Below are 13500 nucleotides of genomic sequence, written 5' to 3'. Positions count from 1 at the left end.
TAGGTGTGAAAGTGTTGTTACATCCATAGAAAAAGTATTCATATTAGGAGGGACATCATGCAACCATTTACTACACATAAAGGCAAAGTTGCTGTATTAAACAGAACAAATGTTGACACAGACCAAATTATTCCAAAACAATTTTTAAAGAGAATTGAAAAAACAGGATATGGACGGTTTGCATTCTTTGATTGGAGATATCTTCCTGATGGATCTGAAAATCCTGAATTTGAATTAAATCAAGAAAAAAGTAAAGGTGCGACAATTTTACTTGCGGGTGAAAACTTTGGCTGTGGGTCTTCTCGTGAGCATGCTCCATGGGCTCTTTCAGATTATGGTTTCAAAGCTATTTTAGCACCTTCTTATGCAGATATTTTTCACCAAAATTGTATGAAAAATGGCTTGCTGCCAATTACACTTGAGCAAACTGTTTTAGACCTTATCCGTGAAAAGTCAAATGCTGAAGGCTTTGAATTAACAGTTAATCTTGAAAAGCAAGAAATCACAGATCAAAATGGTTTAGTGCAAACCTTTGATGTTGATCCATATTGGAAAGATATGCTTTTACACGGAAAAGATGAAATTGATTTAACGTTACATTATGATAACCAAATTAAACATTACGAAGAAACAAGAAGAGCATCATTTTTATAATGATTGCTCTTTTTATATGTCTTAACCTAGCACTGCTTAAGCTTTCAGAAAATATTCAAAGTTAAATAGAATCGTCATTTCAACACTTTGAACTCACGAATTTCACAGAATTTAGTAGTACACAGGCGCCTCATGCGACGTCATTCAACAAAAATCGGGAAGTGACAGGCACCACCTCACACTTGTTTTCCAAGACTTGGATTGATAAACTGTATGCAAAGTAAGGTTGCTGGAGTTGACCAACGTATGAAACCGAAAAAAAAATCAAATGTTGTTCCCTTTCCTAATTTGAAGGAGAGGTATTTAGATAAGGGAACACTGTTATTGAAAGAAAAGAAGTATCATGAAGCACTTGAAATGTTTGCTGAAGCAAAGAAGCTTAAGGAAGATCAAGCTGAAATATATCTCGGTATGGCAATTTGCCTTATGGAGCTTGGTGACTTAACAGAGGCTAAAGATATTTGCAAAAAAATGCTGTTAGAAGACATAGGTCATTATTTTACTGTTTTACAGATTTATCTAACGATATTAATACAACTACGAGAATATCATGAAGTACAAACTACAATCGAAGCGGTGTTAGAGGAAAACCAGCTACCTGCTGAAAGTGCTGAACACTTTTATAAATTGTTGGAATTTAGTCGAAAAATGAATCAAAACGAAGTTGATATTCTTGATGATGAAGGAGACCAGGAAGCTGAACAGCCATTATATATAGAAGACCTTCTGAGAGATACAAATAAACAAATTGCCTACGTTCAGTCACTGCATGACCGTAACATAAGTAAACATTTTGCTTCACTTAAAATCTTGTTAGAAAATGAACATATTCACCCTACAATCAAATCAATGATTTTGCATTTAATGATTGAGCATGAAATTGAAAAGGAAATTAAAGTAACAAAGTTCGGCGAAAGTCTTACAGTCGTACCAGCGAATTTGGAAGATCCTGCAGAATTTCCCTTTACTAAAAAAGTATTAACTATATTAGATGATACGCTAGGAAATGAAAATCCTACATTATTTGAATCAGTTAAAGAATTATGGATAAGGCATTTGTATGTGTTATATCCTTTCTTACCTCAGCCAACAGAAGCTAAGCTGTGGGCAGCAGCTTTGCATCTTGTTGGTTATTCGATGCATGGGATTTCAATTGAGCAAGAAGAAATAGAAGATATCTATGATCAACTATTGCCGGATTTACAAGAAGCATGCAATAAAATCTATCAAATAGAAGAAATTTCTTATTTACAAATATGAGCTATATGTTGAAAGGAATTTATTCTGTGTTATAATAAAATGGTTGCAAAATAGTGATCATCGTATATAGGTCTTTTTTATTTTGGACAAAAAGTTGATGGTATGGGAAATACTTAAAGCTTTGCCATTTGTCTTGAAGAAAAGCCAAGTTTTTCAAATACGAAATCCTATGCATGTTTAGTACTAGGTTACTTTTTACCGTACATAAAAACAGGTATATGTTCGTGGGGGATTGCCTAAAATGGGACAAGCGCCACAAATTACCTATCACTTATTCGCACAAATTATTATAGATCTTTGGAGGGACAACACATGTCAGTAAAATGGGAAAAATTAGAAGGGAACGACGGCGTTCTAACGGTTGAGGTTTCAGCAGAAGAGTTCACAACAGCTCTTGACGAAGCATTTAAAAAGGTTGTAAAACAAGTTTCTATTCCTGGATTCCGTAAAGGGAAAATTCCACGTGGAATGTTTGAACAACGTTTTGGTGTAGAATCATTATATCAAGACGCTTTAGACATCATCCTACCAACTGCATATCCTAATGCTGTTGATGAAGCTGGAATTGATCCTGTAGATCGTCCTGAAATCGATGTTGAACAAATCGAAAAAGGAAAAAGCTTAATCTTCACTGCAAAAGTTACAGTAAAGCCTGAAGTGAAATTAGGTGAATATAAAGGTCTAGAAGTTGAAAAATTAGACGATACTGTATCTGATGAAGATGTTGACAACGAATTAAAACAATTACAAGAGCGTCATGCTGAGTTAGCAGTAAAAGAAGAAGGCGCGATTGAAAACGGTGATACTGCAGTTATCGATTTTGATGGATATGTTGATGGAGAAGCATTCGAAGGTGGAGCTGCTGAAAACTATTCATTAGAAATTGGTTCTGGATCTTTCATTCCAGGATTTGAAGAACAATTAGTTGGTCTAGAAGCGGGTGCTGAAAAGGATGTAGAAGTAACATTCCCTGAAGAATATCACGCTGAAAACCTTGCGGGTAAACCAGCAGTATTCAAAGTGAAAGTTCACGAAATCAAAACAAAAGAACTTCCAGCTCTTGATGATGAGTTCGCAAAAGATGTTAACGAAGAAGTTGAAACTCTTGATGAGTTAAAAGCTCAAACAAGAACTCGCCTTGAAGAAGCGAAAAAATCTGAAGCAGAAAACCACCTGCGTGATTCATTAGTTGATAAAGCTGCTGAAGGTGCAGAAGTAGACATTCCAAATGCATTAATCGAAAATGAAATTTCACGTATGATGCAGGAATTTGAGCAACGTCTACAAATGCAAGGAATGAATCTTGATTTATACTTCCAATTCTCAGGTCAAGATGAAGAAGCGTTAAAAGCTCAAATGAAAGACGATGCTGAAAAACGCGTTAAATATAATTTAACACTTGAAGCTATTGCTAAAGCTGAGAACATTGAAGTTTCTGACGAAGATGTTGAAGCAGAATTAGCGAAAATGGCTGAAATGTACAACATGCCTGTTGAAAACATTAAACAAGCACTTGGTGGAAACGCTGAAGGCTTAAAAGAAGATTTAAAAGTTCGCAAAGCGATCGATTTTCTTGTAGAAAATAGCAAAGTTGTTGCATAATATAATAAAAGGAACAAGGCGCGAGCAGATCGTGCCTTGTTTTATACAATCATGTTTTATTTATATTCCTTTGGGAATGATATAAGCAAGCTAATACATACATAAACATTAAGTAAGAGAAATATAATATCATCAACATTTTTGGGAAGAGCCCTCAGGTTGGAAGCTTTTTCAATGCCGAGTGGTTTCATTACCAGTCAGTGCTTCTCTTATGGTAAAATGCAGTACATACCGTTTTTAGTTGTTTTAATTAGGGACATCTACCTGCTAACCTGAATAGTTGAAAGAATTAGTAGGGGTAAGGTGGAAATGTTTTGATTTAGATAAAGATACAAGGGGTGAAACAATGTTTAAATTTAACGACGAAAAAGGACAATTAAAATGTTCATTTTGCGGAAAAACACAAGATCAGGTACGTAAGCTTGTAGCTGGACCTGGAGTATATATATGTGATGAATGTATTGAACTTTGTACAGAGATTGTTGAGGAAGAGCTTGGTACAGAAGAAGAAGTTGAATTTAAAGATGTTCCAAAACCTAAGGAAATTCATGAAATATTAGATGAATATGTTATTGGTCAGGATAATGCCAAAAAATCATTAGCTGTTGCCGTTTATAATCATTACAAGCGTATTAACTCAAACAGCAAGATTGATGATGTTGAGTTATCCAAAAGTAATATTTCTATGATTGGACCTACAGGTAGTGGTAAGACGTTATTAGCCCAAACATTAGCCAGAATCTTAAATGTCCCTTTTGCCATTGCTGATGCTACATCTTTAACAGAAGCTGGTTACGTAGGTGAAGATGTTGAGAATATCTTACTTAAGTTAATTCAAGCGGCTGATTATGATGTAGAAAAAGCAGAAAAAGGTATTATTTATATCGATGAAATTGATAAAGTGGCACGTAAATCAGAAAATCCGTCAATCACTCGTGACGTTTCTGGTGAAGGTGTACAGCAAGCATTACTTAAAATTCTTGAAGGAACTGTGGCTAGTGTTCCTCCTCAAGGTGGAAGAAAGCATCCACATCAAGAATTTATTCAAATTGATACAACAAACATTCTCTTCATTTGTGGAGGAGCATTTGATGGAGTCGAACAAATTATTAAACGTCGTTTAGGACGAAAAGTAATTGGATTTGGTTCAGATAACAAAAATGCTGATCTTGATAAAAAAGCTCTTCTTTCACAGGTTTTACCTGAAGATTTATTGAAGTTTGGATTGATTCCAGAGTTTATCGGTCGTTTGCCTGTCATTGCAAGCTTAGAGCCGTTAGATGAAGAAGCATTAGTTGAGATCTTAACAAAACCTAAAAATGCTCTTGTTAAACAATATCAGAAAATGCTTGATTTAGATGGTGTTGAACTTGAGTTTGAAGATGGAGCTCTTCTTGAAATTGCTAAAAAAGCAATTGAAAGAAAAACAGGTGCACGTGGTCTTCGTTCTATAATCGAGGGCATCATGCTTGATATGATGTTTGATTTACCATCTCGTGAGGACATAGTTAAAGCCATTATTACAGCTGAAACAGTATTAGGGGAAACACCACCTAAACTTGTACTTAGCGATGGTACAGTTATTCAAGAAGATAAAAAAACATCTGCATAACATAATCTTTAAAAAGGAAGCTGGTTTATACGGCTTCCTTTTTTGATGCTTTTTTCCAATCCACCTCCTGTAAATACTTGTAATGAAATCATGTTTATTCCTGCTAAAGCTAGGAGATACTAGCTATAAATAACCGCTTCTTACAAGGTTTATCCATTTTTAATTTGCCTTTCTAGGCAAAAAAACGAAAGTCGCCTTTTGTCCCTTTAGATTAACGAACATTTTATACATAGATGTGGAAATCATTTTATAGGGGCAAAACAAGCTTTTAATACCTCTCGAAGAGTTACTTTTAACCAAAGTATTATGCTTCGTTTACTTTTCACCGTAGCGGTAACAAGACATCTTTGCAGGAGGGACGCCAATGAGTTGGACAAGTATCGCGCTGTTTATTCAGTTGTTTTTTGGGATTATTATTGGAATGTATTTTTGGAATTTATTAAAGAGTCAACGAACTCAAAAGATATCAATTGACAGAGAATCAAAGAAAGAAATGGAACAATTAAGAAAAATGAGAGCTATTCGGTTAACCGAACCTCTTGCAGAAAAGGTACGCCCAAAAAGTTTTAATGATATAGTAGGACAAGAGGATGGTATTCGTTCGTTACGTGCTGCCCTATGCGGTTCAAACCCTCAACATGTCATTGTATATGGACCACCAGGTGTAGGGAAAACAGCGGCTGCTAGACTCGTTTTAGAAGAAGCTAAAAGAAATAAAAGATCACCATTTAAAGAAAATGCCGTATTTGTAGAATTGGATGCTACAACAGCAAGATTTGATGAAAGAGGGATTGCTGATCCTCTTATTGGATCTGTTCATGATCCAATTTATCAAGGTGCCGGAGCAATGGGACAAGCTGGAATTCCTCAGCCTAAGCAAGGAGCTGTCTCTCATGCTCATGGGGGTGTGTTATTTATCGATGAAATCGGTGAACTTCACCCTATTCAGATGAACAAGTTATTAAAAGTACTTGAAGATCGCAAAGTTTTCTTAGAAAGCGCTTATTACAATGAAGAAAATACACAAATACCAACACATATCCATGATATTTTTAAAAATGGTCTACCAGCTGATTTTAGGTTAATAGGAGCTACAACAAGAACACCTAATGAAATCCCACCAGCCATTCGTTCTAGATGTCTTGAAGTATTTTTTAGAGATTTAGAACAAGAAGAACTGGCAGTTGTAGCGAAAAAAGCAGCAGATAAAGTAGAAATGGATGTAAGCGACAAGGGGATTGATCTCTTAACTTCCTATGTTAGAAATGGCCGTGAAGTTGTAAATCTAATGCAGATTGCTACAGGTATGGCTATGTCAGAAGACAGGAAAGAAATTACTGTTGAAGACATCGAGTGGGTCATTAATTCAAGTCAGTTAAGCCCAAGATTTGAAAAGAAAATTGAAGATAACTCAAGAGTTGGCTTAGTGAATGGACTTGCCGTTCATGGCCCTAATACAGGGGCATTATTAGAAATAGAAGTCACAGTCATTCCTTCTCAAAAAGAAAAAGGAACCATTAATATAACAGGAATTGTGGAAGAAGAAAGTATTGGTGATCGATCTAAATCCATTCGTAGAAAAAGTATGGCAAAAGGCTCGATTGAAAATGTTATAACTGTTCTACGTTCTATGGGCATTCAAGCGGATGATTATGATATTCATGTGAATTTTCCAGGAGGAACACCAATTGATGGCCCATCAGCAGGAATTGCAATGGCTACAGGAATTTTCTCAGCTATTCATAAAATTGCCATTAGCAATAAAGTGGCCATGACTGGAGAAATTAGCATTCATGGAAATGTAAAGCCTATAGGCGGAGTTATTCCGAAAATAAAGGCAGCAAAAAAGGCTGGAGCAGATATAGTCATTATTCCAAAGGAAAACATGCAATCCATTTTAAAAGAAATTGATGGGATAACGATTATACCGGTAACAAATCTTCAAGAAGTCTTTGATATAGCGCTTGTTGATCCACCAACTGAAAAACCGTTGCAACATGAAGATTCAACTTCATTTCCACATCAAGAGTCTGTATAAAAGAGTTAATTTTAAAGAGATCTCCTTTACCATAAAGAAGATCTCTTTCCTTTTTTAAGCTTCGTCAGTTCTTGTCATTTCCAATTTTATATTCATGAGAATTACTTATTTTCCTTTTTCAACTGAGGGTATTGGGGTATACTACCTATTGACTAAAGCAGTTTAATTAGACACTTGAAAAAGAATAAGATAGAATTGAACAAGAATGAATTATCATGTCATGGAGGTGTAAACGCATGGCGAAATCAAATAATCAAATTGTCCCCCTCCTACCACTAAGAGGCTTGTTAGTATATCCAACAATGGTACTGCACCTTGATGTAGGAAGAGAAAAATCTGTTCAGGCGTTAGAAAAGGCTATGATGGAAGATCATATTATCTTTTTAACGACACAAAAAGAGATTTCGATAGATGAGCCAAATAAAGAAGATATTTATGAAATAGGAACACTGACTAAAATTAAGCAAATGTTGAAATTACCAAACGGTACAATCCGTGTACTCGTTGAAGGAATAGAGCGTGGTAAGATTCAACGTTTTGTGGATGAAGATGAATACTATTCTGTCGAGTTATCTATTTATAAAGACCCTGAAGAAAAAAGTGTAGAAGAAGAAGCTTTAATGCGAACAATGTTAGAATATTTTGAGCAATACATAAAGCTTTCTAAAAAAGTGTCTGCTGAAACATATGCAACTGTTTCTGACATTAATGAGCCAGGGCGAATGGCTGATATTATTGCTTCACATCTTCCTTTAAAACTAAAGGAAAAACAAGAGATTTTGGAAACCCTTGATGTTACAGAACGATTGAACAAAGTGATTTCCACTATCCATAATGAAAAAGAAGTACTACAGCTGGAGAAAAAAATCGGCCAGCGAGTTAAAAAGTCCATGGAGCGTACGCAAAAAGAATATTATTTACGCGAACAGATGAAAGCCATCCAAAAAGAGCTTGGTGAAAAAGAAGGCAAGCTTGGAGAAGTTTCATCTATGAAGGAACGAATTGAAGAAGCGGGAATGCCGGAACATATAAAAGCAGTGGCTTTAAAAGAACTGGACCGCTATGAAAAAGTTCCTTCAAGTTCAGCCGAGAGCGGCGTTATTCGTAATTACATTGAGTGGCTCCTGTCTCTATCATGGTCAAAAGCAACTGACGATCGTTTAGATGTGAATGTTGCTGAGGAAATCTTAGACGAAGAACACTATGGTCTTGAAAAGGTTAAAGAGCGGGTAATTGAGTATTTAGCGGTACAACAATTGACCAATTCATTAAAAGGTCCAATTTTATGCCTTGCAGGACCTCCGGGAGTTGGGAAAACATCACTAGCCCGTTCAGTAGCTAAATCTTTAAACCGGAATTTCGTTAGAATATCACTTGGTGGAGTAAGAGACGAATCTGAAATTCGTGGACACCGACGCACATATGTTGGTGCAATGCCTGGTAGAATTATTCAAGGGATGAAGAAGGCCGGAACAATTAATCCTGTGTTTCTTTTAGATGAAATCGATAAAATGTCCAGTGATTTTAGAGGAGATCCTTCTTCAGCGTTACTGGAAGTGTTAGATCCTGAGCAAAACCATAACTTTAGTGATCATTATATTGAAGAAACATATGATTTATCGAAAGTTATGTTTATTGCAACTGCCAATAACCTTGCTACAATTCCAGGACCATTACGTGATCGTATGGAAATTATTAATATCGCCGGTTACACGGAACTGGAGAAAATTCATATTGCAAAAGATCATCTACTACCAAAGCAATTACAAGAGCATGGACTTAAAAAATCACATCTGCAAATCCGTGAAGATGGAATTCAAAGCATTATCCGCTATTATACAAGAGAAGCTGGGGTTCGTGGGTTAGAACGCCAATTAGCAGGAGTGTGTCGTAAAGCTGCTAAAATGATTGTAAAAGAAGAGCGGAAGAAGATCATTATTACGGACAAAAATATTGAAGAATTTCTTGGGAAGAAGCGCTTTAGATATGGACAAGCTGAACTTGAGGATCAGATTGGTGTTGCAACTGGTTTAGCTTATACAACAGTTGGCGGCGATACTTTATCTATTGAAGTATCAGTAACGCCAGGTAAAGGAAAGCTGATTTTAACCGGGAAGCTTGGAGATGTTATGAAAGAATCTGCTCAGGCTGCATTTAGCTATATTCGCTCGCGTGCGGAAGAGCTGAACATTGATCGTGATTTTCATGAAAAGAATGATATTCATATCCACGTTCCTGAAGGTGCTGTACCTAAGGATGGTCCTTCAGCAGGTATAACAATGGCTACAGCGTTAATTTCAGCATTAACAGGAAGAGCCGTGAGAAAAGAAGTTGGAATGACGGGAGAAATCACTTTACGTGGCAGAGTACTTCCAATTGGTGGCTTGAAAGAAAAAACATTGAGTGCACATCGTGCTGGTTTGACTAAGATCATTGCACCAAAAGACAATGAAAAGGATTTGGACGATATTCCAGATAGTGTTCGCAATGAACTTACCTTTGTCTTAGTTTCACATTTAGATGAAGTGTTAAAACATGCATTAACAGAGGAGAAATAATGAAAGTAACAAGTTCAGAAATCGTTATAAGCGCAGTTAAGCCTGCACAATATCCAGAAGGAGATTTACCGGAAGTAGCATTAGCTGGTCGTTCTAATGTTGGTAAATCATCCTTTATTAATAAAATGCTAGGTAGAAAAGGATTGGCTCGAATTTCATCAAAGCCAGGTAAAACACAAACATTAAATTTTTATATTATTAATGAAATACTACACTTTGTTGATGTACCTGGATATGGATATGCCAAGGTTAGTAAAAAGGAACGTGAAGCATGGGGGAAAATGATCGAAACCTACATCACTTCTCGTGAACAGTTGCGTGCTGTTATCCTTTTAATTGATCTTAGACATCCTCCAACAAGTGACGATGTGCTGATGTATAACTTCCTAAAGCATTATGACATCCCAACAATTGTTGTGACAACCAAGGCAGATAAAATTCCTAAGGGTAAGTGGCAGAAGCATGCTAAGGTGATAAAAGATGCCCTGGAAATTGAGAAAAACGATCCATTGGTTATTTTTTCATCAGAAACCGGCTTAGGCAAAGATGAAGCTTGGAAAACAATTCTTCACTATACATCATAAAGTTAGTTCTTTGTATATGTATAATACACAAAAAGACTCTGGTGGAAAAATACCAGAGTCTTTTTTGGTGTGTTATCAACTTCTACATATTTCAACAAAATGTGGGAAGTGACAGGCACCTTATTTTCTTCTCCGTATCACTAACAATAAAGCACCAATGACAATAAAAAGAAGTGGCCAGTAGGTTTCAATAAAATCTACTCCGTTTTCGATGATAGTTAGAGATTGAATAATTTTATGGAAAAAGTGTAGAAATAAGCCTATAGCTAATATAATAAAACCTTGCTGATAACCAGTTTTGGCTTTTGTAGCAGTTAAAATCATGCCAAGAGACAAGATAAATAAAAAAGCAGCAGGATGATCAGGCCAAGAGGCAATCTTGCCAGCATAGTGAAAATGGATACCAAGACCTGCTAAAATGATTCCTGGTAAAATGGCTGACGCATCTTGTTCAAAGTGACCACTAATTAAAAACGTAAGTCCAAGTAGGATTAATAAAAAAGGCCAACTGTTTTGTCCTTCAAATAAATGAATATTTAATTTTTGGATAGAATAAAAAATGCCAATTCCTAGTAGTAGCATTGTTGGTAATAATGTAATTTTTTTCATTGTCCACCTCTCGCATGAATAGTATATAAGGAAAACCTGTCCGTCGTGGCCGGGGAATATATTTAATATGATTTCCTTGTCCAAATCAATAGCTTGATTAACTGCGTGATTTTTGTTATTGTACAGAGTGAATAGTATGAGAATGATGTCAGAGCATGTAGAAATTTTTATAGAAAAAACGTGTTTTTTGTGAACAATTACAAACGACCATTAATAAGTTGAAAATGGTGTGAATCAGTGAAATAATAAACATATTTTATCATAACATATAGTTTCAAAGACTGTTCACATTTTTTAGCAGAGAAAAAAATCAATCGTGATATACTAGAAGTAGAGATCCTTGTACATGGGGGTGTATAAGAAAATGCATATACTTGTTGTCGGCTTAAATTATAAAACAGCCCCTGTTGAAATTCGCGAAAAGCTCTCGTTTCAACCTCAAGAGCTAACAGATGCGATGAAACAGTTAAAAGAACAAAAAAGCATACTTGAAAATGTTATTGTATCTACTTGCAACCGTACAGAAATATATGCTGTAGTAGATCAACTTCATACAGGACGTTATTATATTAAAGCATTCTTGGCAGATTGGTTCGGACTGGAGAAAGAAGAGATTTCACCGTATTTAACTATTTTTGAACAAGATGGTGCACTAGAGCATTTATGTAGAGTAGCATGCGGATTGGATTCTATGATTTTGGGTGAAACTCAAATTCTAGGACAGGTTCGTACTAGCTTTTTACAGGCTCAGGAAAACAATACAACAGGAACGGTGTTCAATCAGCTGTTTAAGCAAGTAATATCATTGGCTAAACGTTCACATTCTGAAACTGATATTGGAGCAAATGCTGTTTCAGTGAGTTATGCAGCAGTTGAACTTGCTAAGAAAATCTTTGGTGACCTTCGTTCTAAGCACGTACTAATTTTAGGTGCGGGTAAGATGGGGGAATTAGCTGTGCAAAATCTGCATGGCAGTGGTGTAGGTAAAGTTACTGTTATGAACAGAACGTTGCAGAAAGCTGAAGAGCTTGCTAATCGCTTTGATGGGAAAGCCAAAGGAATAAACGAACTTCAGTGTGGATTAGTGGAAGCGGATATCCTTATTAGTTCAACTGGTGCCAAAGATTTTGTTATTACTAAAGAAATGATGACACATGTGGAAAAAATGAGAAAAGGTCGTCCATTATTTATGGTCGATATTGCTGTGCCACGTGATTTAGATCCTAAGCTTGCGGATTTAGATAGTGTGTTTCTTTATGATATTGATGATTTACAAGGAATTGTTGAGGCAAACTTACAAGAGCGTAAAATTGCTGCGGAAAAGATTGAACTAATGATCGAAGATGAAATTGTTCAATTTAAACAATGGATTAATACGCTTGGAGTTGTACCTGTTATTTCAGCACTTCGTCAAAAGGCTTTAAATATTCAAGCTGAAACGATGGAAAGTATCGAGCGAAAAATGCCTAACTTAACTGATCGCGAAAGAAAAGTTTTAAGTAAGCATATGAAAAGCATTATTAATCAATTGCTTAAAGACCCGATTGTGAAGGTAAAAGAGCTATCAGCAGAGGCTAATGCACAGGAATCATTGGATTTATTTATGAAAATCTTTAATATCGAAGAAGCTGTTGAAGAGCAAATGAAAATGGATAAATCAGAGAAACAGACAATTCATGCAAACGATCCGATTTATCGTGCTTCACTTCAATCGTAAGTGAAAGGACCTTTCATTATGGAGATGAGCTTAAGCAGAATTAACGAATTAACCATAATACTTTATGCTATTTGTGTACTCTTATATTTTATAGATTTTCTTAATAATAACCGGAAGGCGAAACGAGCTGCCTTCTGGTTACTTTCTATTGTTTGGCTATTACAAACAATTTTTTTATTTGTTCGTATGTTTGAAACAGGAAGATTTCCTGTTTTAAATGTGTTTGAAGGGCTCTATTTTTATACATGGGTATTAGTGACATTGTCACTTGTTTTAAATCGTTTTCTTAAAGCGGAATTTATTATCTTTTTCACTAACGTAATTGGGTTTATCATGATGGCCATACATACATTTGCCCCAGCTCAATACGAGTCGGCTGCTGTTTCTAGTCAGCTTGTCTCAGAACTATTATTAATTCATATTACGATGGCCATACTTTCTTATGGGGCGTTTTCATTATCGTTTGTGTTTTCGATTCTTTATACCATTCAATATAATTTACTCAAAAAGAAAAAGTGGGGAAAGCGCCTTCTTCGATTAGAAGATCTTTCAAAGCTTGATCATATGTCATACGTATTAAATGTCATCGGCGTACCTATGCTGTTATTAAGTTTAATTTTAGGGGTTATTTGGGCCTATATTAAAGTAGCTAACTTTCAATGGTATGATGCGAAAGTACTAGGGTCTTTTATGGTATTAGTGACGTATGGGATCTATCTTTATATAAGAATTGTTAAAGAATTACAGGGCAGGTCTGTGGCTCTTTTAAACATAGCATCGTTTTTAGTTTTGTTAATTAACTTTTTCTTGTTTGGTAGTCTTTCAAGGTTTCATTTTTGGGATTCATGATTGGTTACCTTAGACAT

10 protein-coding genes are annotated in these 13500 nt (G+C 35.7%); 9 read left to right on the top strand and 1 reads right to left on the bottom strand.

The window, feature by feature from the left end:
- Positions 1 to 57: 57 nt before the first annotated feature.
- From leuD to yihA, 7 genes are all read left to right on the top strand, one after another.
- Complete coding sequence (gene leuD, locus LPC09_RS18485; protein WP_098795898.1) at positions 58 to 654, top strand: 3-isopropylmalate dehydratase small subunit; 597 nt, start codon at positions 58 to 60, stop codon at positions 652 to 654.
- A gap of 246 nt (positions 655 to 900) precedes the next feature.
- The gene (locus LPC09_RS18480) at positions 901 to 1914 is read left to right on the top strand and encodes a tetratricopeptide repeat protein (RefSeq protein ID WP_231307959.1); all 1014 of its coding nucleotides are present in this window, start codon (positions 901 to 903) and stop codon (positions 1912 to 1914) included.
- Positions 1915 to 2226: 312 nt separating this feature from the next.
- Complete coding sequence (gene tig, locus LPC09_RS18475; RefSeq protein WP_231307958.1) at positions 2227 to 3516, top strand: trigger factor; 1290 nt, start codon at positions 2227 to 2229, stop codon at positions 3514 to 3516.
- 346 nt (positions 3517 to 3862) lie between these two features.
- Positions 3863 to 5128 carry an ATP-dependent protease ATP-binding subunit ClpX gene (gene clpX / locus LPC09_RS18470; RefSeq protein ID WP_231307957.1) on the top strand — a complete coding sequence of 422 codons (1266 nt, stop codon included), beginning with the start codon at positions 3863 to 3865 and terminating at the stop codon, positions 5126 to 5128.
- 364 nt (positions 5129 to 5492) lie between these two features.
- Complete coding sequence (lonB, locus tag LPC09_RS18465; RefSeq protein ID WP_231307956.1) at positions 5493 to 7166, top strand: ATP-dependent protease LonB; 1674 nt, start codon at positions 5493 to 5495, stop codon at positions 7164 to 7166.
- Between the two features lie 236 nt (positions 7167 to 7402).
- Positions 7403 to 9724, top strand: a complete 2322-nt coding sequence (lon, locus tag LPC09_RS18460; protein ID WP_231307955.1) for an endopeptidase La — start codon at positions 7403 to 7405, stop codon at positions 9722 to 9724.
- Entirely contained in the window at positions 9724 to 10308 is a 585-nt protein-coding gene (gene yihA / locus LPC09_RS18455) for a ribosome biogenesis GTP-binding protein YihA/YsxC (RefSeq protein ID WP_231307954.1), read from the top strand. The genes lon and yihA overlap by 1 nt, the downstream gene beginning before the upstream one ends.
- A 120-nt stretch (positions 10309 to 10428) precedes the next feature.
- Here yihA and LPC09_RS18450 read toward each other — a convergent pair whose 3' ends face one another.
- Positions 10429 to 10917 carry a LiaF transmembrane domain-containing protein gene (locus tag LPC09_RS18450; protein WP_231307953.1) on the bottom strand — a complete coding sequence of 163 codons (489 nt, stop codon included), beginning with the start codon at positions 10915 to 10917 and terminating at the stop codon, positions 10429 to 10431.
- A 364-nt stretch (positions 10918 to 11281) separates the two neighbouring features.
- On the opposite strand from LPC09_RS18450, the gene hemA reads away from it, so the two are divergent.
- Positions 11282 to 12634: a glutamyl-tRNA reductase gene (hemA, locus tag LPC09_RS18445; RefSeq protein ID WP_231307952.1), complete on the top strand. Its 1353-nt coding sequence runs from the start codon at positions 11282 to 11284 to the stop codon at positions 12632 to 12634.
- An 18-nt stretch (positions 12635 to 12652) separates the two neighbouring features.
- Positions 12653 to 13483, top strand: coding sequence for a cytochrome C assembly family protein (locus LPC09_RS18440; protein WP_442919999.1), 831 nt, complete (start codon positions 12653 to 12655; stop codon positions 13481 to 13483).
- The last annotated feature ends 17 nt before the right edge of the window (positions 13484 to 13500 follow it).

Origin of the sequence: Metabacillus sp. B2-18, from assembly GCF_021117275.1 — a bacterium.
GTDB lineage: Bacteria > Bacillota > Bacilli > Bacillales > Bacillaceae > Metabacillus.
This window is presented reverse-complemented; position numbering and strand designations above follow the sequence as displayed.

Excerpts from the sequence above, each read along its gene's own strand:
- lon (WP_231307955.1), top strand. The coding sequence starts at position 7,403 with ATGGCGAAATCAAATAATCAAATTGTCCCCCTCCTACCACTAAGAGGC.
- hemA (WP_231307952.1), top strand. The coding sequence starts at position 11,282 with ATGCATATACTTGTTGTCGGCTTAAATTATAAAACAGCCCCTGTTGAA.
- LPC09_RS18450 (WP_231307953.1), bottom strand. The coding sequence starts at position 10,917 with ATGAAAAAAATTACATTATTACCAACAATGCTACTACTAGGAATTGGC.
- LPC09_RS18480 (WP_231307959.1), top strand. The coding sequence starts at position 901 with ATGAAACCGAAAAAAAAATCAAATGTTGTTCCCTTTCCTAATTTGAAG.
- leuD (WP_098795898.1), top strand. The coding sequence starts at position 58 with ATGCAACCATTTACTACACATAAAGGCAAAGTTGCTGTATTAAACAGA.
- yihA (WP_231307954.1), top strand. The coding sequence starts at position 9,724 with ATGAAAGTAACAAGTTCAGAAATCGTTATAAGCGCAGTTAAGCCTGCA.
- clpX (WP_231307957.1), top strand. The coding sequence starts at position 3,863 with ATGTTTAAATTTAACGACGAAAAAGGACAATTAAAATGTTCATTTTGC.
- lonB (WP_231307956.1), top strand. The coding sequence starts at position 5,493 with ATGAGTTGGACAAGTATCGCGCTGTTTATTCAGTTGTTTTTTGGGATT.
- tig (WP_231307958.1), top strand. The coding sequence starts at position 2,227 with ATGTCAGTAAAATGGGAAAAATTAGAAGGGAACGACGGCGTTCTAACG.
- LPC09_RS18440 (WP_442919999.1), top strand. The coding sequence starts at position 12,653 with ATGGAGATGAGCTTAAGCAGAATTAACGAATTAACCATAATACTTTAT.